Source organism: Novosphingobium sp. BL-S-32, from assembly GCF_056857055.1.
In genome coordinates this window covers 204,352-229,853 of the sequence record NZ_CM166477.1, presented here as the reverse complement: position 1 = coordinate 229,853, position 25,502 = coordinate 204,352, and the positions used below count along the sequence as shown (strand labels likewise).

At 60.4% G+C, this 25,502-nt stretch carries 23 protein-coding genes; 16 read left to right on the top strand and 7 right to left on the bottom strand.

The genetic code is table 11. The features are described from left to right. Nucleotides 1-123 precede the first annotated feature (123 nt). The 9 genes from scpA (at nt 124) to AC1VVK_RS17915 (ending at nt 11,891) form a co-directional block, all read left to right on the top strand. Nucleotides 124-2,271, top strand: a complete 2,148-nt coding sequence (scpA, locus tag AC1VVK_RS17955) for a methylmalonyl-CoA mutase (protein WP_482906163.1) — start codon at nt 124-126, stop codon at nt 2,269-2,271. A 76-nt stretch (nt 2,272-2,347) separates the two neighbouring features. Beyond that, complete coding sequence (locus tag AC1VVK_RS17950) at nt 2,348-4,372, top strand: ATP-binding protein (protein WP_482906162.1); 2,025 nt, start codon at nt 2,348-2,350, stop codon at nt 4,370-4,372. 5 nt (nt 4,373-4,377) lie between these two features. Beyond that, nucleotides 4,378-5,124 carry an electron transfer flavoprotein subunit beta/FixA family protein gene (locus tag AC1VVK_RS17945; RefSeq protein ID WP_395392597.1) on the top strand — a complete coding sequence of 249 codons (747 nt, stop codon included), beginning with the start codon at nt 4,378-4,380 and terminating at the stop codon, nt 5,122-5,124. Beyond that, the gene (locus AC1VVK_RS17940; protein WP_482906161.1) at nt 5,124-6,053 is read left to right on the top strand and encodes an electron transfer flavoprotein subunit alpha/FixB family protein; all 930 of its coding nucleotides are present in this window, start codon (nt 5,124-5,126) and stop codon (nt 6,051-6,053) included. The genes AC1VVK_RS17945 and AC1VVK_RS17940 overlap by 1 nt, the downstream gene beginning before the upstream one ends. Nucleotides 6,054-6,283: 230 nt before the next feature. Beyond that, nucleotides 6,284-7,192 (top strand): helix-turn-helix domain-containing protein, encoded by a 909-nt coding sequence (locus AC1VVK_RS17935; protein ID WP_482906160.1) that lies wholly within the window; start codon nt 6,284-6,286, stop codon nt 7,190-7,192. Between the two features lie 93 nt (nt 7,193-7,285). Further along, a complete protein-coding gene (locus tag AC1VVK_RS17930) occupies nt 7,286-8,701 on the top strand; it encodes a hypothetical protein (protein ID WP_482906159.1) in 1,416 nt (471 codons plus the stop codon). Between the two features lie 8 nt (nt 8,702-8,709). Next, on the top strand, nt 8,710-10,167 hold the full coding sequence (locus tag AC1VVK_RS17925; protein WP_482906158.1) for an acyl-CoA reductase: 1,458 nt from the start codon (nt 8,710-8,712) through the stop codon (nt 10,165-10,167). Nucleotides 10,168-10,178: 11 nt separating this feature from the next. Beyond that, a complete protein-coding gene (locus AC1VVK_RS17920; RefSeq protein WP_482906157.1) occupies nt 10,179-11,207 on the top strand; it encodes an N-acyl-D-amino-acid deacylase family protein in 1,029 nt (342 codons plus the stop codon). A gap of 18 nt (nt 11,208-11,225) precedes the next feature. Further along, nucleotides 11,226-11,891, top strand: coding sequence for an amidohydrolase family protein (locus tag AC1VVK_RS17915; protein WP_482906156.1), 666 nt, complete (start codon nt 11,226-11,228; stop codon nt 11,889-11,891). A 12-nt stretch (nt 11,892-11,903) separates the two neighbouring features. Here AC1VVK_RS17915 and AC1VVK_RS17910 read toward each other — a convergent pair whose 3' ends face one another. Genes AC1VVK_RS17910 through AC1VVK_RS17900 form a run of 3 tightly spaced genes read right to left on the bottom strand, consistent with a single transcriptional unit; the run spans nt 11,904 to nt 15,786 of the window. Continuing rightward, on the bottom strand, nt 11,904-12,974 hold the full coding sequence (locus AC1VVK_RS17910) for an aldo/keto reductase (protein WP_482906155.1): 1,071 nt from the start codon (nt 12,972-12,974) through the stop codon (nt 11,904-11,906). After that, the gene (locus tag AC1VVK_RS17905) at nt 12,971-14,395 is read right to left on the bottom strand and encodes an acyl-CoA reductase (RefSeq protein WP_482906154.1); all 1,425 of its coding nucleotides are present in this window, start codon (nt 14,393-14,395) and stop codon (nt 12,971-12,973) included. Before AC1VVK_RS17905 ends, AC1VVK_RS17910 begins: the two co-directional genes overlap by 4 nt. Before the next feature lie 14 nt (nt 14,396-14,409). After that, nucleotides 14,410-15,786 (bottom strand): hypothetical protein, encoded by a 1,377-nt coding sequence (locus AC1VVK_RS17900; RefSeq protein ID WP_482906153.1) that lies wholly within the window; start codon nt 15,784-15,786, stop codon nt 14,410-14,412. A gap of 286 nt (nt 15,787-16,072) precedes the next feature. On the opposite strand from AC1VVK_RS17900, the gene AC1VVK_RS17895 reads away from it, so the two are divergent. From AC1VVK_RS17895 to AC1VVK_RS17865, 7 genes are all read left to right on the top strand, one after another. Beyond that, nucleotides 16,073-16,447: a limonene-1,2-epoxide hydrolase family protein gene (locus AC1VVK_RS17895; protein ID WP_395335304.1), complete on the top strand. Its 375-nt coding sequence runs from the start codon at nt 16,073-16,075 to the stop codon at nt 16,445-16,447. Nucleotides 16,448-16,458: 11 nt separating this feature from the next. Continuing rightward, nucleotides 16,459-17,481 (top strand): LLM class flavin-dependent oxidoreductase, encoded by a 1,023-nt coding sequence (locus tag AC1VVK_RS17890; protein WP_482906152.1) that lies wholly within the window; start codon nt 16,459-16,461, stop codon nt 17,479-17,481. Then, nucleotides 17,474-18,532: a class I SAM-dependent methyltransferase gene (locus AC1VVK_RS17885; protein WP_482906151.1), complete on the top strand. Its 1,059-nt coding sequence runs from the start codon at nt 17,474-17,476 to the stop codon at nt 18,530-18,532. The genes AC1VVK_RS17890 and AC1VVK_RS17885 overlap by 8 nt, the downstream gene beginning before the upstream one ends. An 86-nt stretch (nt 18,533-18,618) precedes the next feature. After that, nucleotides 18,619-19,002 carry a nuclear transport factor 2 family protein gene (locus AC1VVK_RS17880; RefSeq protein WP_482906150.1) on the top strand — a complete coding sequence of 128 codons (384 nt, stop codon included), beginning with the start codon at nt 18,619-18,621 and terminating at the stop codon, nt 19,000-19,002. A gap of 127 nt (nt 19,003-19,129) precedes the next feature. Then, nucleotides 19,130-19,510 carry a VOC family protein gene (locus AC1VVK_RS17875; RefSeq protein WP_482906149.1) on the top strand — a complete coding sequence of 127 codons (381 nt, stop codon included), beginning with the start codon at nt 19,130-19,132 and terminating at the stop codon, nt 19,508-19,510. A 103-nt stretch (nt 19,511-19,613) separates the two neighbouring features. Further along, nucleotides 19,614-20,828 (top strand): aromatic ring-hydroxylating oxygenase subunit alpha, encoded by a 1,215-nt coding sequence (locus AC1VVK_RS17870; protein WP_482906148.1) that lies wholly within the window; start codon nt 19,614-19,616, stop codon nt 20,826-20,828. Between the two features lie 74 nt (nt 20,829-20,902). After that, nucleotides 20,903-21,256 (top strand): transposase, encoded by a 354-nt coding sequence (locus tag AC1VVK_RS17865; protein ID WP_482906147.1) that lies wholly within the window; start codon nt 20,903-20,905, stop codon nt 21,254-21,256. Nucleotides 21,257-21,572: 316 nt separating this feature from the next. Here AC1VVK_RS17865 and AC1VVK_RS17860 read toward each other — a convergent pair whose 3' ends face one another. The 4 genes from AC1VVK_RS17860 to AC1VVK_RS17845 all read right to left on the bottom strand — a co-directional run bounded on the left by AC1VVK_RS17860 (nt 21,573) and on the right by AC1VVK_RS17845 (nt 25,484). Next, a complete protein-coding gene (locus AC1VVK_RS17860) occupies nt 21,573-21,830 on the bottom strand; it encodes a hypothetical protein (RefSeq protein ID WP_482906146.1) in 258 nt (85 codons plus the stop codon). A gap of 354 nt (nt 21,831-22,184) precedes the next feature. After that, complete coding sequence (locus AC1VVK_RS17855; RefSeq protein WP_482906145.1) at nt 22,185-22,469, bottom strand: hypothetical protein; 285 nt, start codon at nt 22,467-22,469, stop codon at nt 22,185-22,187. Between the two features lie 534 nt (nt 22,470-23,003). Continuing rightward, complete coding sequence (locus tag AC1VVK_RS17850) at nt 23,004-24,581, bottom strand: phytoene desaturase family protein (protein ID WP_482906144.1); 1,578 nt, start codon at nt 24,579-24,581, stop codon at nt 23,004-23,006. A 21-nt stretch (nt 24,582-24,602) separates the two neighbouring features. Then, on the bottom strand, nt 24,603-25,484 hold the full coding sequence (locus AC1VVK_RS17845; RefSeq protein ID WP_482906143.1) for an SDR family NAD(P)-dependent oxidoreductase: 882 nt from the start codon (nt 25,482-25,484) through the stop codon (nt 24,603-24,605). Between the last annotated feature and the right edge of the window lie 18 nt (nt 25,485-25,502).

The following is a 25,502-nucleotide window of genomic DNA, read 5'->3' as shown; positions in this document are numbered from 1 at the left end:
TAGTCGCAGCGGGGTGGGTCTGGCCCGATCTTCGGGAGCCCACACCAACTTCGGCTAGGCAGCAAGCTGCCAAGCCTTCGTATCCTCTCCCGCAGGCGGGAGAGGAGGCAGAGGATACGGATCATGGCTGACATCAACGACTGGCAAGCAGCCGCCGACAAGGAGGTCAAGGGCAAGGACCTGACCTGGAACACGCCCGAGGGTATCGCGGTAAAGCCGCTCTACACCGCCGAGGACGTGACCGTCGATCCCGGCCTTCCCGGCTTCGCGCCGTTCACGCGGGGTGTGCGCGCCTCGATGTATGCCGGTCGCCCCTGGACCATCCGCCAGTATGCGGGCTTCTCCACTGCTGAGGAATCGAACGCCTTCTATCGCCGCAACCTTGCTGCGGGCCAGAAGGGTCTTTCGGTCGCCTTCGACCTTGCCACCCATCGCGGTTACGACAGCGACCATCCGCGCGTCGTGGGTGACGTGGGCAAGGCCGGCGTTGCCATCGACTCCGTCGAGGACATGAAGATACTGTTCGACGGTATTCCGCTCGACAAGATGTCGGTCTCCATGACGATGAACGGCGCGGTGATCCCGATCCTGGCCTTCTTCATCGTTGCCGGCGAAGAGCAGGGCGTCGATCGCAAGCTACTCGACGGGACCATCCAGAACGACATCCTCAAGGAGTTCATGGTCCGCAACACCTACATCTATCCGCCAGAGCCTTCGATGCGGATCATCTCGGACATCTTCGGCTACACCAGCCGCGAGATGCCGAAGTTCAACTCGATCTCGATTTCCGGCTATCACATGCAGGAAGCCGGTGCGACGCAGGTGCAGGAACTGGCCTTCACCATTGCCGACGGCGCCGAATACGTGAAGTACGGCGTGGCATCGGGCCTCGATATCGACAAGTTCGCGGGCCGCCTCTCGTTCTTCTTCGCCATCGGCATGAACTTCTTCATGGAAGTGGCCAAGCTGCGCGCCGCGCGCGTGCTGTGGCACCGGGTCATGACCGATCTGGGCGCCAAGGACGAACGTTCGAAGATGCTGCGCACCCACTGCCAGACTTCGGGTGTTTCGCTGCAGGAGCAGGACCCCTACAACAACGTCATCCGCACCACGATCGAGGCGATGGCCTCGATGCTGGGCGGCACGCAGTCGCTGCACACCAACGCGCTGGATGAGGCGATTGCGCTGCCGACCGACTTCTCGGCCCGCATCGCCCGCAACACGCAGATCATCATCCAGGAAGAGACCGGCATGTGCAATGTCGTCGATCCGCTGGGTGGGTCCTACTACATTGAATCGCTGACGCAGCAGCTGGTTGATCAGGCCTGGGAGATCATCGAGCGCGTGCAGGCCGAAGGCGGCATGGCCAAGGCCGTCGCTGCCGGCTGGCCCAAGGCGATGATCGAGACCGCCGCCGCCGCCCGTCAGGCCCGTGTGGACCGGGGCGACGACGTGATCGTCGGCGTCAACAAGTACCGCCTTGCCAGCGAAGACCTGCTGGAAACGCTGGAAGTGGACAACGCCAAGGTCCGCGAAGGCCAGATCGCCCGCATCAACAAGATGAAGGCGGAGCGTGACGAGGCGGCGTGTCAGGCTGCGCTCAAGGCTCTGCGCGACGGTGCCGCCGCGCCCGCCAGCATCGAGAACAACCTGCTCGCACTTGCCGTCGAGTGCGCCCGCGCCCGTGCAACGCTGGGCGAGATCAGCTCGGCCATGGAAGACAGCTTCCAGCGCTATGGCACCCAGCCGACCCCGGTGAAGGGCGTCTATGCCGCGCCTTACGAGGGCGATAGCCGCTGGCAGCAGGTGCTGGACGGCGTGCAGGCGGTGGAGCGTCGTCTCGGCCGCAAGCCCAAGGTGCTGGTCGCCAAGATGGGTCAGGACGGCCACGATCGCGGCGCCAACGTGATCGCCTCCGCCTTCGGGGACATGGGCTTCGACGTAGTGTCCGGCCCGCTGTTCCAGACTCCGGAAGAAACCGTGGTGCTGGCGCTGGAGAGCGCGGTCGACGTGGTAGGCGCGTCCTCGCTGGCGGCCGGTCACAAGACGCTGATCCCCGAACTGATCCAGAAACTGCGCGCAGCCGGCCGCAGCGACATCAAGGTGATCGCCGGCGGCGTCATCCCGCCGCAGGACTATGAATTCCTGCGCAATGCCGGCGTTCAGGGCATCTACGGCCCCGGTACGAACGTGGTTGAGAGTGCTGCCGACGTACTGCGCCTGCTTGGCCACAACATGCCGCCGCTCGGTTCTTCGCTGGAAGTAGCATGAACGATCCAACAGCAGGAGAGTTTGCAGAAAATCTCCGCAAACCATTCGGTACGAATACCTGGAAAACGGATATCTGATGTTCAAGAAAATCCTCATCGCAAACCGGGGCGAGATTGCCTGCCGCGTGATCAAGACCGCGCGCCGCATGGGCATTCAGACGGTGGCCGTCTATTCGGACGCCGATGCCCGCGCGCCTTTCGTGCAGATGGCCGATGAGGCCGTCCACATCGGCCCCGCGCCCGCCGCGCAGTCGTACCTGATTGCCGACAAGATCATCCAGGCCTGCAAGCAGACCGGCGCCGAAGCCGTCCATCCGGGCTATGGCTTCCTGTCCGAGCGTACCTCCTTCGCAGAGGCACTGGCCGCAGAAGGCATCGAGTTCATCGGCCCTCCCGTCGGCGCCATCGCCGCGATGGGTGACAAGATCGAATCCAAGAAGCTTGCCAAGCAGGCCGGCGTCAACGTCGTGCCCGGCTTCGTCGGTGAGATCGAGGATACCGAGCACGCCGTGCGCATCTCGAACGAGATCGGCTATCCGGTGATGATGAAGGCTTCGGCCGGCGGCGGCGGCAAGGGCATGCGCCTTGCCTACGACGAAAAGGACGTGCGCGAGGGCTTCGAGTCCGTGAAGCGCGAAGGCCTGAACTCCTTCGGCGACGACCGCGTCTTCATCGAAAAGTTCATCCTCAACCCGCGCCACATCGAGATCCAGATCCTCGGCGATAAGCACGGCAACATTCTCTACCTGAACGAGCGCGAATGCTCGATCCAGCGTCGCCACCAGAAGGTGGTGGAGGAAGCGCCGTCGCCCTTCGTCACCGAGAAGATGCGCAAGGCCATGGGCGAGCAGTGCGTCGCCCTGTCGCGTGCAGTGGGCTACTATTCGGCCGGTACGGTGGAACTGATCGTGTCGGGCGCCGACCCGACGGGCGAGAGCTTCTACTTCCTGGAAATGAACACCCGCCTTCAGGTCGAACACCCGGTCACCGAAGCGATCACCGGCGTCGATCTGGTCGAGCAGATGATCCGCGTCGCCGCCGGCGAAAAGCTGGAGATGACGCAGGCCGACGTCAAGATCGACGGCTGGGCCATCGAAAACCGCGTCTATGCCGAAGACCCCTATCGCGGCTTCCTGCCCTCGACCGGCCGCCTCGTGCGCTATCAGCCGCCGGTTGACGGCTGGGACGACGACGGCTCCGCAAACGGCCGCCGCGGGATCGACGGCGTGCGTGTCGATGACGGCGTCTATGAAGGCGGCGAAGTCTCTATGTTCTACGACCCGATGATCGCCAAATTGATCACCTGGGGCGAGACTCGCGACGAGGCTGCCGACAAGCAGGTTGCCGCGCTCGACCTGTTCGAGATCGAGGGCCTTGGCCACAACATCGATTTCGTCTCGGCCATCATGCAGCACCCGCGCTTCCGCTCGGGCGAGCTGACCACGGGCTTCATTGCCGAGGAATATCCCGAAGGCTTCACCGGCGCGCCTGCGTCGGAAGAACTGAAGGGCAAGCTGGCCGCCGTTGCGGCTTTCGTCGCCACCGCGCGGGCCGACCGTGCGCGCCGGGTCGACGGGCAGCTCGCCTCGCGCCGTCTGGCGCCGCCGTCGGAATGGACCGTCATCATCGACAAGGCGCCTTTCGAAGTCGTCATCGACGATGAGGACGTGACCGTGAACGGCATCTCCGTCGACCTTGCGATGGAATATACGCCGGGCGACCGCCTGATCGACGCCGAGATCGACGGCGAGGCTATCGGCATCCGTGTCGCGCCTACGCGCACGGGTCTGAAGATGACCACGCGCGGGGCGATCCACGACGTGCAGATCCTGCCCAGCCGCGTGGCTTCGCTGACCAAGCACATGATCGAAAAGATCCCGCCGGATCTTTCGAAGTTCCTGATCTGCCCGATGCCGGGTCTGCTCGTCGCGCTCCATGTGGGCGAGGGTGACAAGGTCGAAGCCGGACAGCCGCTTGCCGTCGTCGAGGCCATGAAGATGGAGAACATCCTGCGCGCCGAGAAGTCGGGCGTGGTGAAGGCGGTCAACGCCAAGGCGGGCGAAAGCCTTGCAGTGGACGCGATCATTCTGGAAATGGAGTGAGTTCGATGAAGATCCTCGTCCCCGTTAAGCGGGTGATCGATTACAACGTGAAGCCGCGCGTAAAGGCGGACGGCACGGGCGTTGACCTGGCCAACGTCAAGATGAGCATGAATCCGTTCGACGAGATCGCGGTCGAAGAAGCTATCCGCATCAAGGAAGCGGGCAAGGCTGAAGAGATCGTGGCCGTCTCGGTCGGCCCGGCCAAGGCGCAGGATACGCTGCGCACTGCACTCGCCATGGGTGCAGATCGTGCGATCCTCATCGAGACCGATGCAGAGGTTGAGCCGCTGGCCGTCGCCAAGATCCTCAAGGCGATCGTTGCCGAAGAGAATCCGGGCCTCGTGATCCTCGGCAAGCAGGCGATCGACGACGATTCGAACCAGACCGGCCAGATGCTCGCAGCCCTCACCGGCCGCCCGCAGGGCACGTTTGCCAGCAAGGTCGAGATCGACGGTGATCACGTTGCCGTGACCCGCGAAGTCGATGGCGGTCTGGAGACCGTGAAGCTTTCGCTGCCCGCGATCGTCACCACCGACCTGCGCCTCAACGAGCCGCGCTACGCTTCGCTGCCGAACATCATGAAGGCGAAGAAGAAGCAGCTCGATGTGAAGACCGCCGCCGATTACGGCGTCGACATCGCTCCGCGCCTCAAGACCCTCAAGGTCTCAGAGCCGCCCGTGCGTGTCGCAGGCGTCAAGGTTGCCGACGTCGATGCGCTGGTAGCCAAGCTCAAGGAACTGGGAGTCGCCTAATGAAGACGCTCGTTTGGGTCGAACACGACAACGCGTCGGTCAAGGACGCAACGCTCCACACCGTCACTGCTGCCGCCAAGCTGGGTGAAGTTCACCTGCTGGTCGCAGGCGCTGGCTGCCGTGCCGCTGCCGAGGCTGCCGCGAAGATCGCCGGCGTCGCCAAGGTCCACGTGGCCGACAACGCCGCCTACGAACATGCGCTGGCCGAAAACGTCGCGCCGCTGATCGTGGAACTGATGGGCCACCATGACGCGTTCCTGGCGCCCGCCACCACTACCGGCAAGAACGTCGCCCCGCGCGTTGCCGCTCTGCTCGACGTGATGCAGCTGTCGGACATCCTCTCGGTCGAGGGCGAGAAGACCTTCACCCGTCCGATCTACGCCGGCAACGCCATCGCCACCGTCGAATCGAGTGATGCCAAGCTGGTGATCACCGTACGCGGCACCGCCTTTGAAAAGGCTGCTGCCGAGGGCGGTTCGGCCGTGATCGAAGACGTCGCAGGTGCCGGTGACGCGGGCCTTTCGAGCTTCGTTGGTGCCGAACTCGCGAAGTCGGAACGTCCGGAACTGACCAGCGCCAAGGTGATCGTCTCGGGCGGCCGCGCGCTGAAGGATTCGGAGACCTTCGAACAGTACATCATGCCGCTCGCCGACAAGCTCGGCGCTGCCGTCGGCGCCTCGCGCGCTGCGGTGGACGCGGGCTATGTGCCGAACGACTATCAGGTCGGCCAGACCGGCAAGATCGTGGCTCCCGAAGTCTACATCGCCGTCGGCATCTCGGGCGCGATCCAACACCTTGCGGGTATGAAGGACTCCAAGACCATCATCGCCATCAACAAGGACGAGGACGCCCCGATCTTCCAGGTCGCCGACGTCGGTCTGGTGGCGGATCTGTTCAGCGCCGTGCCGGAACTGACCAAGTCCGTTTGAAATGTTCGCCTCCGCTGTCAGGGCGCTCAGGCGCCCTATCCGAAGGAAGGTTGCGGTATATGGAGGTTCGCCGCAAGGTGACCAGGAATAGAGTTACAGCGTTTCAAGGCCCCTTGCTTTGAAACGCGGGCGCCGGGCGGGTCGGAGGAGGGCCTGCTCGGCGCATGACATCGAAGACCGGATTGGTTCCATCGACGAGCCGAACAATTCGGCTGACGAGGAGGCCTAACATGGGCATTGCGGATCGAGGCGATTTGCCGATGTGCGCACCTCACACGGCGTCTCATTTCCGCATTGAACGCGAAATCGAAATCAATGGCATTTTTGCGGACATCCGCCATTTCGGTTGGAATGAGGGCAGTCGCGCTCTGTACGAGCCGAATTCATACTACCTTGATTTTTCGCTCGGCCCGCGTTGCCCAAACTCGCGATTTTTCAGGACCGCCAACGAATTAGCCGATCCTCCGGGAGACGTCGTGTTTCTCCCAAAGGGCGGCGAATTTGCGACGTGGAGTGAGCCTGGCGAACATAGCCTTCTTTGCCTGACGTTCGCTAACGAGCGCGCCGAGGAACTGTTCGAAGATGAACAGCTTGCTGATCTGGCTCCTTGTCTCGATGTTCAGAGCGTGTCGATAAGGCAGGGCCTAGCCCGGTTGGCGAATGAATTGCGGCATCCGGGATTCGGTCAGGCTATTCTGCTAGAGAGCATGGCGCTCCTCCTTGTGGTCGAGCTGTGCCGCCATTTCCAGAAATCGGGATCTCCACGGGATGCCGGATCCGGACAAATGCCGGTTTGGCGATTGCAGCGAGTGAGAGACAGGATCGAAGCGGACTTGGGCACCGACCTCTCGGTATCCTGCCTCGCCGCCGAAATTCGCACCAGTCCGAGACATCTCATCCGTAGCTTTCGCGCGACCACGGGAGAGACGTTAACCGGCTACATCGCCAAGCGCCGTATCGCTCGGGCTCAGGAGCAACTTCGCGACGATGCGATGATGATCAAGGTTATCGCCGGTAATTGCGGTTTTCAGAGCCCGGCCGCTTTTTCGGCGGCTTTCCGGCGGGCTACCGGCCTGACGCCACGCGAATATCGCGAGCGCTCAATCAGTTGCACACCGTCATTCGACATGACCTCCTGACAATAGTTTGGCGCGAACGCGGCACCGTTCTTCGTTGTCGTGAGCCCCCATGGAGAGCCAGAATTCGTCATCGAAACAGGACGGATTCGCATCATGACTACGTACCTCGACCGCCTCATCGAAGACCCGACAAGCTTTCATGATGCGCCCTATGATCTGGCATTTACGCTTGAGCAGGAGGAAATTGACAGGCTCCATCTTGCGGGCGCGCGCAAGCGCTTCGCACAGCTCCGGCCGGGTCTTTCCGTTCTCGACCGGTTGGCCCGAGAACAGGGGATCGAGACGATCGAAACGATCGATGACCTGGCGCCGCTGTTATTCCCACACACCGTCTATAAGTCCTACCCGATAAGCTATCTTGAGCGAGGCCGCTTCGACAAGCTGACCAAGTGGCTTTCGGGCCTTACGACGAGCGATATCTCTCATGTCGATGCGTCGGGAATAGAGACGATCGATGACTGGATCGATCTGCTGGATGCCGCGACCGACCTGACCGTGCAGCATACTTCGGGCACCACCGGCAAGCTAAGCTTCGTACCGCGCAGCAAGGCGCAGTGGCGAGAGACCATTATCCACTCCGCGATAATCATCCGCGATTGGTGGCCGGAGCGCGGCCCGGACATCCTGAAGGACGGAATGCCGATTATCATCCCGGGCTATCGCTGCGGGGCGGCTGCGACGCAGCGAGGGAATGGCATCCAAATCGAGCTCTATGCCAAGGGTGAGGAAAATGCCCTTTTTCTCTATCCAGAATCCCGCTTCAGCGCGGATATTGCTTCGCTCGGTGGGCGGCTGAGGGCCGCTGAGGCGAGGGGCGAGGCTGGTGCCCTCGCTATTTCTCCTGCGCTGGCGGAACGCCGGGAGGCTCTGCTCGAGCTCGAACGCCGAAGACCGGAAGACCTCAAACATTTCTTTGCCGAGGCGCAGCGTCGTTTCGGCGGCAAGGATGTCTATGCCACGGCTATGTGGGCAATCCTTTACGATTGGGCGGAAGAGGGGCTGAAACGTGGTCTCACGAACGTTTTCGGTAAAGGCAGCGTGTTGCTGACCGGAGGGGGAAACAAGGGCAAGGAGCTTCCGGACAATTGGCGCGAGCGCGTGCTCGAATTCCTTGGATTCGACACGATCTACGAAATGTATGCCACCTCGGAATTGATGGGGCTGTGCATGATGTGCGAGCAGGGCCACTATCACATCCCACCGATCCAAATCCCGTTTCTGCTCGATCCGGCCACGGGTAAGCCCCTGCCGCGCAAGGATGGCCAGACCGGACGATACGCTTCGTTTGACCTGATGCCCAATACCTATTGGGCGGGGCTTGTCACGGGCGACGAAATCACGCTCTCAGGCTGGCAGACGCCCTGTTCCTGCGGCCGTACTGGGGTGCACATCATCCCGCCGGTTCGCCGTTACAGCGAGAAGGAGGGCGGTGATGACCGCGTAGTCTGCGCCGGCGCTCCCGAAGCTCATGACAGGGCGCTGGAATTCCTTGCCGAACTATCGATGTGAGAAAGCTGATGAACGATGACTTCCGCGTTCCTCTCATTATCCGAGGGCAAATCATCGATGATGGTGATGTCCTCTACGGTGGACGCCGGGGAGGCGTATCATTTCGTGCCCCGGATTTGGCAAAATACGTAGCGGATTTGCCGCTACGCACGCCGTCGTCGATGGCTGATCTCTATTCGCTGCGGTTCGAAGAAATCCTCGATTTCCTGGTCGCGCTGGGTGAACGATTGGACATCGGACGGAACCGCCATCTTCAGCATGCATTTCGTCTGTCCTGCCTGACGTCTGGACTGTCCGAAAGCATCCTGCGCCGCCACTTCCAGCATATGGGCGCGACGTTTGATCGCGGGGAGATGCGACGAATGATGGAGCGTTCGTGCGGCGTCGATTATCTGGAGGGCTGGGTTGACCAAGGACCGAGCATTTTCCCGGGCCTTTCCGCGCGCACGCGCGCTTTCGGGGCACGAGCTGTCCATGTCATAGCCGGCAATGCACCTATCGTGTCGATATTGACAGTAATCCGCAACGCGTTGACGCGATCTGATGCGATTATAAAGTTGCCGTCGAACGATCCGCTGACGGCAGCGGCGATCGTCCGGACCATGGCGGAGATGGCGCCGGAGCATCCATTGTCCAGACACATATCCGTCGCCTATTGGAAAGGCGGTGATGAGCAGGTTGAACCGGTGATCTATGATCCGCGGGGCATCGAGAAAATCGTTGCCTGGGGCGGTTTCGATTCCGTGAAGCACATCACGCGCTACCTCCAGCCAGGCATCGATCTCATAACGCAGGACCCCAAGCTCTCCGGAACGATCATCGGAAGGGAAGCCTTTGCCGACGACGCAACCATGAAACAGGTGGCGCGTCGCCTCGCTCTGGATATTGGCGCACAGAACCAGGAGGGCTGCGTTTCGGCGCGCGTCATCTACGTCGAAAGCGGGACAGATGATGTCGGACTGCGCAACGCGAACCGTCTGGGCGAACTCACCTTCGAGGCTCTCCAGCGATTGCCCGATCATCTCAGTACGCCTCACAAGGCATTCGACACAGCACTCAAGTCGGAAATTGATGGCGTTCGCCTTAACGATAAAGATTACCGGGTTTTCGGCGGGCGATCTAATGAAGGCGCGGTGATCGTCAGCCAGGATGACTACCCAGTTGATTTCTCTCGGACATTAGCATGCCGCGTGGGCAATATCGTCCCGGTCGATACCACGGATACTGCGATCAATTCCGTGAACGCCTACACTCAGACGATTGGGATTTTCCCAGAAAGTCTCAAAGAGGCATTGCGCGATCGCTTGGCTTATCAGGGAGTGCAACGGATCGTGTCGTTGGGGGGCGCTGCGACCATGCAGCATAACATGGAGCGGCAGGATGCGATCGAGCCGGTTCGCCGGATGGTGAAGTGGGTGACCGAGGAACATGCACCGGGTGAACTTTTGGCCTCGCTGGCGGATTGAAGGATTGAGCCATGCCCGATGCAGATTTGATCATCCGAGGCGGCACGATCGTGGACGGAAGCGGCGGGAATCCATTCGTGGCAGATATTGCCGTCCTCAACGGCCGCATATCTGCCATCGGCGCGAACCTGGAGCGAGCCCGAGAAGAGATCGATGCCAATGGTCTCCTCGTGACGCCGGGCTTCATCGACATCCATACGCATTACGATGGGCAAGTGACTTGGTCGGACAGTTTGGTGCCGTCCGCCGAACACGGCGTCACAAGTGTAGTCATAGGCAATTGCGGGGTTGGCTTTGCGCCATGCCGCGCGGGCGACCGAGAAGCACTAGTCAATGTCATGGAGGGGGTTGAGGATATCCCCGAGGCTGTCATGGCCACGGGTTTGCCGTGGAACTGGGAGACTTTTCCGGAGTATCTTGAAGCGCTAGGCAACTGTGGGTGGGACGTAGACGTCGGCGCATACATTCCCCACTCTCCCTTGCGCGTCTATGCGATGGGCCAGCGCGGCCTGGACCGAAAAGCGGCGACGCCTGCGGATATCGTCCGTCTCTCCGAGCTTGTCAGCGAGGCCATGGATGCCGGCGCACTGGGGTTTGCAACCTCGCGCTCGCTCGTCCATCGTCGCGGGGACGGAGCCTTCATTCCCTCCTTCCAGGCCGCGTGCGAAGAGTTGGAAGCACTCGCCCGGGCTGTGGGAGAGAGTGGACGAGGGGTCATTCAAATGATCCCTAACCTCGACACTGCAGACTGGTCGGGCGACATCGATCTGATGAAGCGAATGGCTTGCGCTTCCGGCAGGCCAGTGACGTATTCGCTGGCCCAGTGGGCCGGAAATCCCGATGGCTGGCGGCAGACGATGGACGCGCTGCTGGAACATAACCGTAGCGGAGCGGCACCGATCCTGGCTCAGGTCTTTCCCCGGCCCATGGGAGCATTGTGCGGCCTTTCCACTTCGGCAAACGCCTTCAGTTATTGCCGGACCTATCGGGCGCTCGAGGATCTGCCATTACCTGAAAAAGTAAGGCTCATGCGCGATTGACGCTTTCGCGAACGACTTGTGGCGGAAGAGCCCGATGAAACGCCTACGCCGCTCCACGCACTGCTGCGAGCATGGGATAATCTCTTTCCGCTCGGTGATGAACCGGACTACGAGCCGTCGCCCGATTCCAGCATTGCATCTCTTGCAAAACGACGTGGAATCGAACCGGCCGAACTCGCCTACGAACTGATGCTGGAACAGGAAGGGAAATCCTTAATCCTGATGCCTTTCTCAAACTATGCGCAGTGCTCTCTCGATCCGGTGCTCGCCATGATGAAGGATCCTTGCAGCATAATCGGCCTGGGAGATGGAGGAGCGCACTACGGTATTATTTGCGATGCCAGTTATCCAACGACAATGCTCACCTACTGGGCACGCGACCGCGCCGGTGAGCGACTTTCCGTCGCGGCTGCTGTCAAGGCGCTTAGCGCTGATAATGCCGCCTTTCTCGGTCTGCACGACAGGGGGCGGCTGGCACAAGGGCTGAAGGCCGACATCAACCTGATCGACCATGCAGCCCTCAGGCTTCACGCCCCGTACGTCGTTCATGATTTGCCGGGAGGCGGTCGCCGCTTGGCGCAACATGCGTCCGGATATCGTGCGACGATGGTTAGCGGCGTCATCACTCGTCGGGGTGGCGTCGATACCGGCGCACGCCCCGGACGGCTAATCCGGGCAACCTGAGCCAGCACTCCATCAGCTTGCTCGGGGTCGCACTTTGGTGCCGGCGGTCAATCCGTGGCGAATGAAGTCCGTTGCCAGGAATTCGTGCGGGAAGCCTTTCGGAGTGAAACTGGCCGCTTCCAATCGATCGAGATGGTGCAGATCCAGCGAAACGCCGAGAGCGGCTACATTGTCCTCATATTGCCGCATCGTTCGTGCACCCAGCAACGGCGAGACTACGGCCGGGTTCGCCAAAGTCCAAGCGATGGCCGCTTGTGCCGAAGTAGCGCCGACGTCGTCGGCGACTGCCTGAACGGCGTCAGCAATGGCCAACGTACGAGCGTCCAGCTTGCCCGCAGCGGCCAACATGGCGCCGCGTCCTCCGGTGTCCTGACCCTCTCCGTTGCTCCGGGCCGCGTATTTGCCGGACAGCAAGCCGCTGGCAAGAGGAGACCACGGCATCACGCCAATGCCGAGTGCTTTTGCAGCAGGAATGAGATCCCGCTCGGCGGTACGCTCCACAAGATTGTATTCGGCTTGCAACGCGGCGAACTGGGTCCAGCCGCGCAGGTCGGCCATCGTCTGCAATCGCGCCATCTGCCAGGCGGGCGTATCGGACAGACCCAGATAAAGAACCTTGCCCTGGGTCACCAAGTCATCAAAGGCGCGCATGATTTCGTCTGCGGGGGTGCTATCGTCCCAGACATGGAGAAATAGCAGATCGATGCGATCGGTGCGAAGCCGGCGCAGGCTCGTCTCAACGGTCTGCATCATGTTGCGCCGGCTGTTTCCGGCACCATTGGGATCTCCAACCGATCGCGTCAGAGAGTATTTGGTGGAGAGAACCAGTCTGTCGCGCTTTGCCTCGGCGAATTTGCCCGTCAAATCTTCCGAAACGCCGCCTGCGTAATATCCTGCAGTGTCGATGAAATTGCCGCCCTGATCGACGTAGGCATCGAAAATGCGTCGGGATTCCTCTTCGCCAGCGCCCCATTCCTCGCCGAATGTCATTGTACCCAGAGCCAAAGGTGAAACTCGTAAGCCCGAACGGCCAAGCAGCCGGTAGGTATCGAGCGAAAGCGGTCCTGTATGCGTGCGGTTCATGGCTGTGTTGGCTCTCTCTCTGCTTCGGTCACGACCCAATGCATCATGCGATGGACGGGCCATCCCCCGTCGTGCGGCAGGCCGCCGAACTTTCCGCTATTGATGTTGCCAAGGCCGACGATGCGTTGCGCGCCGGCCGACGACAGCCCGTCGCGCAACTGCGTGATGCGGCCGGGCGGATAGACGCCGACCGACTGGGTGGCCACGGAGACATGGGCAATCGCCTCCGCCAGGCTGGAGACGGCGACCACGTTGACAAGCTTGCCACCGGGATTGAATGCGACGGGATCGCTTGATCGAACAACCATTCCGGTGCCGTCGGGTTGTCCGAACACACGGTAAATCGGCTCGAGATTGCCGAGCATATCGAGTTCGTCCAACAATGCCTCGGGAGGACGTGGTCCGCCTTGTCCATTCCCATACCGAACATCCTTGCCCATCTCGGCTACGAGAGCCTCACAATAGGCATCGACTTGCGGTAAGGATCCCTCGACGAACTGGAAGCGAGCGCAGCTACATGCGTCCTGATTGAAAGCGATGATATCGGCCGCGCTGCGCCGGGCGATCTCGGCTATAGGCAATCCTGCGAAAGCCTCCTTGCCGATCAGCGAAATCGAGATCTTGGGGTCGAAGGATACGATCTCGAAACCGGGAGCTGCATATTTCATTGCATGGCGAACGGCCGCTTCGCCTCCCCACACTGCCAGCTTGTCGAAATACTGGGATCTGAAGATGTGTTCCTCGATCGCGGTATCGCCGCCGCGCCAATAGGCCGCCGAGAACGAGCGTGTCACCGGGTGATTGGGCCCGACATCAGCCATCGTGCGCAGAAGTGCCGTGGCAGTGAACATGTCGTTCGAGGGCATCTTCAGCAAATGAACGCCCTTGCTGATAGCCCCGCGCACGATCGTCACTGGCGGCACGATGGGAGCATTTCCGGCAAGAATATGGACCATGCGCGGCGGAAACGCCCGGATGTCGAAGGCTTGGCCCTGGATATCACGTCTAATCCAGCCGTCATTCGCGCCGAGCCAACCGAGAGATTGCTCCGCCTCGGCTTCGACGGCCTCGCGCGTGAAGAACCCACCGATGTCCCTGTAGCAGTTTTCCAGAATCCGCGCGCCAAGACTATTGCAGTGAAGATTGAGGGCTGCCGCTTCCTGTAGATGGGCATTTTTATCAAAATCGAGTGCCTTGCCGACCTCGACGAGGAAATCGACGATTTCCGCCAGAGGCGTTTCGAACGCAGGTCCGGGGTCGCGTCTGGGCCAAATCAGCGCGTCGAGATCCAGTGCAGGGGTCATCACCGGGCTCGCGCTCGCTCGGGAGCGATGCTCGACTGCAGCGTCGAGCTGTACTTCTCCCTTTATGACGTGCGCTATCAGCAGCCTCGGCTCGTTGGACATGCTTTCCGGTCGCATGACTGTTTCCTCGTTCAAGCCGCGAAAGTCGGGGGAGACGAGATCGACCCGCGGACGTAGGAGTCGATGGATCCCGCGCAGCTGAGTTTGTCCTCGCCCTCTTCGAGATCGGCATAACGAGCTACCGCGTGGATGACCGGTGTCTTAACCCCTTCAAGGCCTGATCCGAACTCCACCTGCACCTTGTCGCCGGAAATCACGCCGCCCCAACGCGCATCGGCGAGGATGTCGAAAAATGCCATACGCCCCTCGACGAGGCCCATGTCACCGGTCGTGCCGAGCAGATGTTCGCCGGACTTGTCGAGAACCAAGGGGACGATCCACGGGGGTACCGCATAAGACTCGGTAGGCTGGATCTTGGCGCAGAAGCCGCTCATCTCCACCATTGCATAAGAACTGGTAATCCGGTCGGGCGTGATGCCGAAGAATTGCTGGATTTGTTCCCGGTAGTCTGCTGGGACCGCAGCGCCCTTCGTGCCTCCCCCGAAGCTCATCAGAGTGTCGGGGTGGAAATCTCCGTTCTTTATCCCGCGCTTCCGCAGCGTTTCTACGATCTGCCAGGCAACGCCGTACATTACGCCGATGTAAAGGGGACTGTGCCGGCGGTCTTCCAACAAGTCGATCCAGGTCTCGAACTCGGCTGCACGCTTGATGCGGCGGACCTCAAGTTCGGCTTCGTAGGCTGCGATCTCGCCTGGGCCGATCTTGCCTGCTGCCAACAAACGCCTCAATTGCGCAGGCCTCATAGCATCGAACGCACGGATCGGATCCTCGCTCAATCGGTGCAGTTCGCCGGGCGCTGCCCAGCGAGGAAAGTGGCGGTTGCAGAAATCGATCATCTTATGGGTGCCGCGCTCCGGCATCATCGTGAAGACCGAGCGCGAGTGATCGGCGACGTAGCTGGGCGTGGACAGGTCAGCGGCATGCAGACAGGCCGTGACGCTGACGTCCCGGTCCTGGTCCGACTGATCCAGAAATGAGGATTTTCCAGACGTTCCGCTCGAGGCAAATACGTGGTGGCCGGCCAAACGTGCGCGGTCCAACCACTCATCGATGTCGCGCACGTCCGACACGTCGATGTTGTCTGTGGGATAGGTTGCGAGCGTGCCAAGCCATAGGTTCATGTGAGCCCATTGCCCGTTGTCAACAAAGGCTTCCGGATAGCTTTTGTAGTTTGTGTGAGCGAAGAGAAGGGGCACAAGATCGGACAGCCCGTCTATGCTGTCGATCCCTGCCTCTCTGGCGCGCTTGTTCAGCACACCAATCTGTCCGCGCCGCTCGGAAAAACGTTCTCGTGCGGCTTCTAGCTGCAGTTCGGCCAACTGTTCCGGGGCGTTGCGGAATGGGTCTGCTGATCGTGCAAGTGCGATCAGTTCGTCGACGGCGCTCATGGTTGCGGCACTCCCGTTCGCTTGTGCCGCAGCACTATAGGAAGAGCTGTGCAGCATGCTGCAACTATGACTTTCAACACGAGGACATAGTGTCGCCGAAGCGACGTCACGTTGCGGCAAATGATTGGGGGGCAACGCAAGGCCAATGCCAGGCACGACGGATTCCGATCTTCCCAAGGCGATGAGGCCAGGGCGCCGGCCCTAACTCGGGCTGGCTATCTTTCGGCAGGGGCATTGCCTGCCGTCAGTCCCCATGGTGCCCCGATTGCAGATCGGGGAGGCGAATATGGCGGGGCCGTTGCAGGAAGTGCTGGCATTTTTCGATGAAAGCGGCGGCACCGCGCAAGACATGATCTCGGCAATGAGGAAGCGATTCACGTCCGTCACGCGCTGGGAAAATGTTGGCGTGGCGACGACAGTCGGAATCGAAGAAGCGATGGCCTTCGTTGAGGGTTTCCTGGCCCGCATTCCCTTCGAGCGCTGCGAAGTCGTTGTTCACCACGCCGCAGCGCATGGCAACGTCGTCCTCACGGAGCGCAGCGATATTTTTTACGGAGCAGACGGCGCGGAACTCGTTTCGCTGCGGCTGATGGGCGCACTGGAGATGGACGGGCCGTACATTACGGCGTGGCGCGACTATTTCGACACCAAGGGCTTCTGAAAGGCGATAGCATGGCAAAAGGAAAAGCTGTTTGGGCACAAATCGCGCCAATGCCCGGTGAGGAGCTGGTAGCGGCGGTGCGGAGCTACGAAGCCGCCGGAGTAGAGGGAGTTTGGGCACCCCAAATGTTTGGGGCGCCGTTTTCGACCCTTGCGGCCGCCGCGCCTGCCACGCAGAAAATCAAACTCGGGACGGGCATCGCCTTGGCATTCGTGCGCAGCCCGCTTGAGACCGCTTGCAGCGCGGTTGATCTCGATCTGATCAGTGGCGGCCGTGTCGTGCTGGGACTTGGCTCCAGCGCGCAAAGCCAGACGGAAGGATCGTTCGGGTCGACCTATGGAAAGCCGCTTGCACACATGCGCGAAGTTGTGGGCATGATCCGCAAGATCGTGGCGCTGGGTCACACCTGCGAACTGTCGCAGCTTAAAGGCGATTACCACAGTCTCGACCTTTCGCACTTTCGCCTGCTGCAGCCGCCGGTGCGAAGTGAGATTCCGATCTATCTTCCTGCAGTATTTCAGAAGGCTTGCCTTCAGGCTGCCGAGATTGCCGATGGACTGCTGGGCCACCCTTTGTGGAACGAGGCCTGGATCGAACGCGAGGTCATTCCGAATATCCGGGCAGGGCTAGACAAATCTGGACGAGAGCGCGGAGATTTTTCGCTCAACCTTTCGATCTTCACAGCGATTGATCCGGATCGCAAAGAGGCCATCGAGGATTGTCGGGCGACCGTGGCCTATTACAGCCAGTCCCCGCAATATCTGCGCTATTTCGAGGAGATCGGCTTCGGCAAGGAAGCCTCCGCTATCCAGGCGGCATTTGCTCGAGGCGATCTAGCGGCAATGACTGCCGCATGCCCGGACGAGATGGTGGAGAGCATCGCGGTCGTAGGCGATGTAGACGAGGTGCGCGCCGGCGTGGCCAGGCGGGCAGCGGCGGCAGACGCGATTACGCCCGTAATTCCGCACTATGGCCTCTCGCCCGAAAAGAGCAGGACATACAGCGCGCGGCTGGCGGAGGCTTTCTATGGCTGATCCCGTGCGCCAACCGATCGCCTCGATGGCAGGAGCAGGTGCTTACAACCGGCATTCCGGTTTGCAGCATGCCAATCTTCATTCGGCGCTTCCTCTCTGGGAGGAGGCAGTGGGAACTATCGCTGCGAATTCCCAAGGCTTGGTTCGGATTGTGGACTACGGCGCCTCGCAAGGGCGCAATTCGCTGCTTCCTATGGGCACAGCCATCGACCTTGTGAGGGATCACAACGGCCAACGAGCACTGGAGATCATTCATACCGATCTCCCAGCCAACGATTACACGTCATTGTTTGGGCTCCTTGCGACCGAATCGGACAGCTACCTTGCGGGCCGGCGCGATGTATTCCCGATGGCGGTGGGCCGGTCCTATTTCGAACAGATTCTACCCTCCGACAGCGTGGACTTGGGGTGGTCGTCCAACGCCTTGCATTGGCTCAGTCACAACCCCGTCAATGTCGCCGATCACGGCTGGGCCGTATACAGCAACAGCGTGCTCGCGCGCGAAGCGGTCGATGATGTGCTTGCCCAGGATTTGCTCAATTTCCTGCGGGCCCGGTCGCGGGAATTGAGGGTCGGAGGGCGTCTAGTGTGCCAATTCATGGGGCGTGGCGGCGACCGACATGGCTTCGAATGGATGGCTGGTCACTTCTGGGCAACGCTCCTCGACTTGAGGCGCGAGGGCCTGCTCGATGACGACGATACATTCATGGCGACCTCTCCATCGGCGGGACGTTCCCTGGAGCAATTGAAGGCGCCGTTCGAGCAGGGGCTCCTTCCTGACCTCTCGGTAGTTCACGTGTCTTGCGTCCGCTCTCCAGATCCATTCTGGGATGCCTACCGCGAAACCGGGGACGCGGAGGCATTCGGCTTTCAGTGGGCGTCGATGATGTGCGCGGCGAACGGCCCCAATTTCCTGGCCCAGATAGGCCGCAACAGAGATCCGGAACGCCTGATGAAAGAATTAAGAACAAGGCTTGCCACGCGTGTGGCCGATGATCCGCAGCAGAGTGTTTCCTATCTCGCGCTCCTGTCGATCCGAAAAGGGAGCTAGCCACGCGGAATGGACGATCAACGAAAGTCATATCGGAACGTGTAGATTTGCGAACGGCACCTTGGTGAAGGCAGCGGAGAAAAGCGGTGAGCGACATCGAGAAAAATAAGGCGATTGCACGGCGTTATATGCGGGCTGTGGAGGAAGGGGATCTCGAGACAATCGAGGCTTTACAGCACCCCGATTGCCAATGGTGGATATTGGGCCATGGCGACATGACACGGGCGGATTTCATCGCCAGCGTGAAGGGCGGATTGCTGTCGGCTGAGCGGCGCACGGCGAACGTTGTTGGAATCACCGCTGAAGGTGAGCGAGTTGCCGTGGAAGTGAGCGGCGAGATGGTTTTTCCCGACCGGGTCTATCGCAACGAGTACCATAACCTTCTGATCATCCGAGATGGTCAGATCGTTTCGGGCAAGGAGTACATGGATACGCGCGCGGTGGCTGAGGCTTTTTCGCCCGGCGCTTGAGCGCGTCAATATTTCGCTGCTCAAGTTAGAGTGTATTTGGGATGGCCTGATGCCCCCAAGCGGCCTCGCCAACTGCATCGGACGGTAATTCGAGAGCGCCTGCTTGAGGTGCTCTTTGGGAAAGAAAATGGGCATTTTTACCCACGCGTGCCTCGGCACCAATGACTTGGGGCGGGCAGCTTGCTTCTATGATGCTGCGCTGCTGCCGCTCGGTATTGCCAATTTGGGGCCGTTTCAGGAACAAGGTCTCTGCTATGGGCGCACTGTTCCGGAATTGCTCATTCTGCATCCCCTGGAAGGCCGCGCGACTTCGTCAAATGGTGCGACCTTGGGATTCAAGGCGCCCAGCAGGCTTGCGGTCGACCAGTTTCATGCGGCCGGGTTGGCGGCGGGCGGAACCGATGCAGGGGGGCCGGGACAGCGGCATGCGGTCCCCCACGCCTATGGCGCCTATTTGCTCGATCCCGACGGTAACAAGATCTGCGCCTATTGCTTCGATCCGTGCTGATCGGATTTCCGCCACTGAACCCTATCGGATTGCAGGTTCGCTTTCGCACCTCCCCCGCCATCCTGCCGACATCGGGAGACGAGAATACCAAGGAGGACAGCCCATGCATGAAGCTGCATTGCAATTGCTCAAGCGGACGATGGACGATCAGTTGGCCCGGACCGAACACCCGAGCGACTTTCCTGCCTTGCCGCCCATTCCGGCTGGACGCTACACCGATCCCCGGTTTGCGGCCCTCGAGAAAGAAGGGCTGTGGGATCGTGCGTGGTTGCTCGCCGGTATAGCTTCGGAGCTGCCAGAGCCCGGTTCTTACCGACTCTTTCGGCACCTCGATCGATCCGTGATCCTTTCCCGCGGAAAGGACGATCGGATTCGCGCATTCCACAACACCTGCCGGCATCGAGGTTCGCCCCTCCTGCTTGAGGAGGAAGGACGGGCCTCGCGGTTCGTCTGTCCGTACCACTCCTGGAGTTACGCGTTGGACGGTGCCTTGAAAGCGGTGCCCAGCCAACACGATTTTGCCTGTTTCGAAAAGTCGGACCACGGCTTGGCAGAAGTGCGCTGCGAAACCTATCGCGGCTTCATCTTTATCAATTTTGATGACGCGGCGGGTCCTCTGCGCGAATTTCTTGGCGAATTTGTTGCCTTGACCGAAGGATATCCCCTCGAACGCATGGTTGTGAAGGATCGGTTCACGGTCGAAATGGATTGCAACTGGAAAATCGCCTATCACAATTTCCTCGAAATTTATCACGTCAATACTGTTCATCCAAAGACGCTTGCGCCGCACCTCGACTCCCGCAGTTTCGTGATAGCGCTTTACGATGGTGGCCATATGCGTTTTGGCACGCGCAAGAAAGGCGGCGTTTCGCTCTTCGAAAAGCCGCCTGTGCAGCCTGACGATATTGCCGACGTCTTTCTCGAGAACACGGTCGCATTGCCCACTTTTCCGAACACGTTTTTCTCGCTCGATCCCGTAGGCTTCAATCTGCAATGCTTCTGGCCGGCCGGGCCGAACAAGTCGATCATGGAAGTGCGCCAGATGGGTTGGGCGACGGATGACGATGCCGACCGGGAATATTGGGGCGAAATGCGAAAAGCCGCCGAACACATCCTGTCGGAGGACTTGTGCCTATTCTCCAGCATCCAGCAATCGCTGCGTAACGGAGCGTTGACGTCGATCGTCACCGGTTATCAGGAGCGCGCGCTCTATTGGTTCGAAGAGGAAATCGACCGCCGGATAGGTCCGGAGCGTGTACCCCAGGACCTTGAGGTGAAGCCGCGGTTGGCCTCCTTCGCCACGCCCCATAGCGAATGAACTCGGGTCCGTTGAGATTTGGGATTCACGATCCGGGCTTGATGTGATTCAAGTTTCGGATGGAACGCCTAGTTTTGACCGACGCCCAGTGGGCAAAGATGGAGCCGCATTGCCTGGGAAAGGTCACTGACCGTGGACGGAGCGGGCACGACAATCGCCTATTCATTGAAGCGGTGCTGTGGATCGCGCGGACCGGCAGCCCTTGGCGAAACTTGCCCGCTTCATTCGGCAAATGGGACTCGGTCTATGTCCGGTTCCGCGATTGGCGCGACGCCGATATTTTCCATAGGCTTTTCGATGCTTGTTCGGAGGAAGCTGACATGGAGTACGTAATGGTCGACGCCGCCATCGTTAAGATCCACCGCTACGGGCAGGGCGCAAAAGGGGGGCTTCGGGCGAGGCCATTGAGCGCTCCAAAGGCGGTATGACAAACAGAATACTGACCTTGACCGACGTCCTGGGAAACCTGATCCGCTTGGTTCTGCTGCCCTGGCACCGGTTCGACACCGTGGGTGTCGCACCACTGATCCACGAAGTCGAGTTCGGCGGCACGAATGCCCTCCGACTGGTAAATCAGTCCAACACATCCCGCGCGGATAACCGCGCTTGCTCCGTTGGCGAAGTCCGGAACATCTCCTCGGCGAAAGACCTCCGCTGCATCTGCGCAACCACCGTCGCCAACTCAATTGGATCACGAGGCAATGGGAAAGATCTCCGGCGGAGGGTCGATCAAGTGTCGATGTGCTAGGTGCCGACAAGCGTGTCGATCATGGTTTGCCATGCATCATGCATGTCTCCGTGGTCGATCGCATGGCCGCGACCCTGGCCAATCAGTTTCTCGGCGGCGGCGGTCATGGCGGGTGAAGGCACACGGATGGCGTGGATGACCGCCAGCGCGTTTCTCCGCAAAATTTCCTGGTGTTCGTATTCGAGGCTGTCCCAGTAGTCGGAACCACGTTCAGCCTTCCCCAGCGCACGTGCGGCTCTGTCGATTAGCGGCATTATGGTCTCCTCTTCGCAGGTCCGCGAAGGCTACCACGTTGCAGCAGTCGGTGCACGGGGCTGAATTTGGACATTTGAAATGGAACGTACAGTTTTAATTTGGCCGGCCATTCGGGGGGCGCGAGAACCGCAGCGGTATTTTAAATGACACCGACGCAGGCGGTGCATACCCTCTCCAAGAATGGGCGCCAATATGCGTTGACCGAGCTTGCAGCACCGGTAGCTGCACCCGGTAGCCCCCATGCGACTCCCGTGAGCTCCGGTTTCAGAATGCCGTATCGCTACTTCGGTGCTTTCTTATCGGGCCTGGTGGCAAGCGTCGTGTGATGGCCGCCAATTTTTGGCGGCCATCCGTCACAGAACGACGCGCAAGGGCGCTGCGGGCTGGACCTGGGTCAGGCTAGTGGCGTGATGGACTGCTTGAAGCTCATCGAGATACCCGGTCAAACGTGCCTCGCCGAGTTCGACGCTATGCTTGCGTCCGATGCATTGCAACTCCCGCAAGCATTCTTCCGCCTCATGTCCGTCGAGCCTGGAAAGAAGCATTGCCAGAAGGTGGCGCGTCGCAAATTGTGCCCCCTCGAACTCGAGAGCCACGCGTTCCAAATTGTCTACTCGCTCTTCAAATTTTCTGTGCATGCTAATCACCGCATCATGCGTCTAATCAACGAACGATATTGGCGGCCCACATCCATTTTTATGAGCCCCGCCTGCGAGGCAACGCCTTAATCATTATTGTAGAACAATCGCGTGGGTTCCGATCAGGTTTCGCCCCAAATCCCGGGTTTCCGTTAACACGTTTGCGTTGGCCGGATTTCAGGCCGCAGCCGACCGCGCGCCGATAGGACTTTCGCCAAACGGATGGAGTGGGAGCAAGGGGAGTTCGCGTGCTTTCTTCGGCGATGAAGCGGGACCAACGAGAACGCTTAGCTGCCGTCCCTGGGAGGGCGCTCCTAGGAGCGAGGGCGACCGTGGCACTCATTGGCCGCCCTCTGGTCGATCCTACATAGACGGGCCGATTGGGCGAGCGTTTAGGCAAATTGCATCTGCTAAACAAGACTGGAAAGTCGGTGCTTTTGATTGGCAGTCTTTATGGGCGAAGGACATAAATTAGTTACCACCAGTGTGCTCATTGCGCGCGACAATAACGTGGGCCGCGATTATGAGAATCAGCTACCTTGTTTTCTTCAGCGCTCGTAGCGCGCGGTTAGCGGCGATACGTCCGGCAATACCGGACACACCGCCGCCGGGATGAGCGCCCGCACCGCCGATAAGAAAACCGGGAAATGGCGGCCGGGGGCCGCCGAAACCGGAAGCCGGACGGTGCACCCCCGATCGCAGGGCACCGAAATCAATATGAGTGACGCACCCATTGCTGACGTTGAGCCGCTGTTCCCGTTCGCGTGCGGTTTCCACGAAGCGCCCGACCTCTGTGTCGAGCCCGTCGTAGAACTCGCCAAGATGGCTTATGATGGAGGCCATCGTTCGGTCCTTCAACTCCGGGCTCCAGCCCTCGCGCGCATCCACAGCAACACCGGGCAAGTAGATGTAGGCCAGCGAACCGCCCGCCGGAGCCTGCGAAGGATCGGTATTGGACAGCGGGCTGAGGGACATCGCGTGACGTTCGGGAATGTCGCCGCGTCGCGCCATGGCAAATGACTGCCGCACTTCGACGGGCGTTCCGATGAGCCCCACGGCCTTGTCGAGATCGGCATCGTCATGGCGCATGTCCTGATGTCGCTTGAGCCGCAGCGGCCCGGACATCGCGACATTGGCGAGAAACGGCGCGGCGTTGGATCGGTTCGACGGGGCGTGCTCGATACGTTGCAACAATGTGCGTGAAACGCCGCCCGGCGTCGTCAGGCGCATCGCCGTTCTGGGATCGCACGTCGCGATCACCATCTTGGCGCGTATGATCCGGCCATTTTCCAGCCGCACGCCTTTGGCCGCGCCGTCATCGACGATGATTTCCGCGACCGGCGCATTGAGCTCGATCGAGGCGCCAGATGCTTCGATACTGCGAGCAAGCGCGTCCGAAAACGACTGGAGGCTGCCGATGGGTTTACCGGTGCCGTATTTATGCGTGACGGCGAAGATCATGTACGCGGCAGCATTTCCGTCGTCATCGATGGGACCGGCGCCTGCGGCGATTCCCAGCAACAGCGCGATTGTTGCGGGGTCTTCAAACCTTTCGCAGGCGATCTGGTCGGCGGTCGCCTTGGACATCGCCACTAGTTCGTCTTTCAGCCGGACGTTGCGGACCGCGCTTTTGATCACCTTCGACATATTCCGCACGTCGGGGCGTCCGGGCTCGGCCATCATCATGGGAAATCCGATATCCATCATGACGTTCAACGTTTTCATGAAATCCAGATAGGCCTTGCCGTCGTTGCGGTTGATGCGGGCGATGTCTTCCGCCGTGCGGCGATAGTCATAGAAGAGGGCGATAGAGCTGCCATCGGGATGGAGGTAGGCGTAAGTGGGATCAGGATCGACAGTCCGCAGGCCGTATTTATGGAGATCGAAGTCCTCGATGATGCCAGATTTGCGCGCAAACAGCAGTTCCACGGCGCAGGGCGTTACCAAGTGCTCAGGCGCTTCCGGAATCATGTAGCCCGAGCTCGTCATCCCGCCCACTTTCGCAAGGCGCTCGACGACGACGACTTTCTTGCCCGCACGCGCCAGATAGCCTGCGGCCGCCATGCCGTTGTGGCCGGCTCCGATAACGACGACGTCGACCTCGTCCATCATTTCCCGCTATCCCTTAGCAAATCAGCCGTTCGCCGCAGCCGTGTACGCCTTGCCCCATTCGGCGAGGGCAAGAAGGCGCGTCTTTCGGTCTGCCTGGATGCGCGGGATCTGCGCTTCATCCGGACCGTCGGGCACGATCACAAGGGGTTCCTTGCCCAAGCTTGCAAGGGCCAGTGCACAGACGTTTGCGGGATCGTAGGCGGTCGAATAGTCCATCCCAAGCCCTTCGGTCGCCCGGCGCAGGGTCGGAGTGTCCATAATCGGGGCGGCAATTCCGAGGATATCTACGCCTTGCCCGTCGAGTTCTGCCCAAAGCGATTCCACGAAATTCAACTCGAAAGCCTTCGTCGCTGAGTACATGGTCAGCCAGGGCTGGCCGCCAAGACCGGCTCCCGAAGACATGACTATGATCCCCCCGCTGCGCCGCTTGACGAGTCTGTTGCCGAAGCCATGGACGGCCTCGACGACATTGGCTGCATTCATGGTCAGAAGGCTGAGCGCTCGATCAACCGGCTCTCCAAGGAAACTGTTGCCGGCCCCGTCGGCCCCGGCGTTCGAAACGAAGAGTCCGACATCGAGATCACGTGTCTCTTCGACGAGCCGGGAGCCCGTTCCCGATTGCGTGAGATCGGCAACCACCGAGCGAAACGCAATCCCGTACAAACCGGCGAGCCGTTCGCCCAGTTGATCCAGGGCCTCCTTGCGGCGGGAAACGAGGACCACGTTGATGCCCATCGCCGCAAGTTGTTCTGCATAGCTTGCACCGGTTCCTTCCGAGGCTCCGGCGATCACCGCCCAAGGGCCGTAACGGCGTGCAAATTCGGCGTCATCAAGCGAGGGAAGCTCTACTGTTCGCATGCTGGAATGATCCTTGCCCGGGTAACCCGCGTCAGTTTGTTTCATTGCGCGGATGGCGCTTGT

What these genes read in the sequence shown, in the direction of transcription:
- AC1VVK_RS17940 (WP_482906161.1), top strand. Translation starts at nt 5,124, where the DNA reads ATGAAGACGCTCGTTTGGGTCGAACACGACAACGCGTCGGTCAAGGAC.
- AC1VVK_RS17925 (WP_482906158.1), top strand. Translation starts at nt 8,710, where the DNA reads ATGAACGATGACTTCCGCGTTCCTCTCATTATCCGAGGGCAAATCATC.
- AC1VVK_RS17905 (WP_482906154.1), bottom strand. Translation starts at nt 14,395, where the DNA reads ATGCGACCGGAAAGCATGTCCAACGAGCCGAGGCTGCTGATAGCGCAC.
- AC1VVK_RS17920 (WP_482906157.1), top strand. Translation starts at nt 10,179, where the DNA reads ATGCCCGATGCAGATTTGATCATCCGAGGCGGCACGATCGTGGACGGA.
- AC1VVK_RS17910 (WP_482906155.1), bottom strand. Translation starts at nt 12,974, where the DNA reads ATGAACCGCACGCATACAGGACCGCTTTCGCTCGATACCTACCGGCTG.
- scpA (WP_482906163.1), top strand. Translation starts at nt 124, where the DNA reads ATGGCTGACATCAACGACTGGCAAGCAGCCGCCGACAAGGAGGTCAAG.
- AC1VVK_RS17885 (WP_482906151.1), top strand. Translation starts at nt 17,474, where the DNA reads ATGGCTGATCCCGTGCGCCAACCGATCGCCTCGATGGCAGGAGCAGGT.
- AC1VVK_RS17875 (WP_482906149.1), top strand. Translation starts at nt 19,130, where the DNA reads ATGGGCATTTTTACCCACGCGTGCCTCGGCACCAATGACTTGGGGCGG.
- AC1VVK_RS17950 (WP_482906162.1), top strand. Translation starts at nt 2,348, where the DNA reads ATGTTCAAGAAAATCCTCATCGCAAACCGGGGCGAGATTGCCTGCCGC.
- AC1VVK_RS17860 (WP_482906146.1), bottom strand. Translation starts at nt 21,830, where the DNA reads ATGCCGCTAATCGACAGAGCCGCACGTGCGCTGGGGAAGGCTGAACGT.
- AC1VVK_RS17895 (WP_395335304.1), top strand. Translation starts at nt 16,073, where the DNA reads ATGGCGGGGCCGTTGCAGGAAGTGCTGGCATTTTTCGATGAAAGCGGC.
- AC1VVK_RS17845 (WP_482906143.1), bottom strand. Translation starts at nt 25,484, where the DNA reads ATGAAACAAACTGACGCGGGTTACCCGGGCAAGGATCATTCCAGCATG.
- AC1VVK_RS17930 (WP_482906159.1), top strand. Translation starts at nt 7,286, where the DNA reads ATGACTACGTACCTCGACCGCCTCATCGAAGACCCGACAAGCTTTCAT.
- AC1VVK_RS17945 (WP_395392597.1), top strand. Translation starts at nt 4,378, where the DNA reads ATGAAGATCCTCGTCCCCGTTAAGCGGGTGATCGATTACAACGTGAAG.
- AC1VVK_RS17870 (WP_482906148.1), top strand. Translation starts at nt 19,614, where the DNA reads ATGCATGAAGCTGCATTGCAATTGCTCAAGCGGACGATGGACGATCAG.
- AC1VVK_RS17855 (WP_482906145.1), bottom strand. Translation starts at nt 22,469, where the DNA reads ATGCACAGAAAATTTGAAGAGCGAGTAGACAATTTGGAACGCGTGGCT.
- AC1VVK_RS17890 (WP_482906152.1), top strand. Translation starts at nt 16,459, where the DNA reads ATGGCAAAAGGAAAAGCTGTTTGGGCACAAATCGCGCCAATGCCCGGT.
- AC1VVK_RS17900 (WP_482906153.1), bottom strand. Translation starts at nt 15,786, where the DNA reads ATGAGCGCCGTCGACGAACTGATCGCACTTGCACGATCAGCAGACCCA.
- AC1VVK_RS17935 (WP_482906160.1), top strand. Translation starts at nt 6,284, where the DNA reads ATGGGCATTGCGGATCGAGGCGATTTGCCGATGTGCGCACCTCACACG.
- AC1VVK_RS17850 (WP_482906144.1), bottom strand. Translation starts at nt 24,581, where the DNA reads ATGATGGACGAGGTCGACGTCGTCGTTATCGGAGCCGGCCACAACGGC.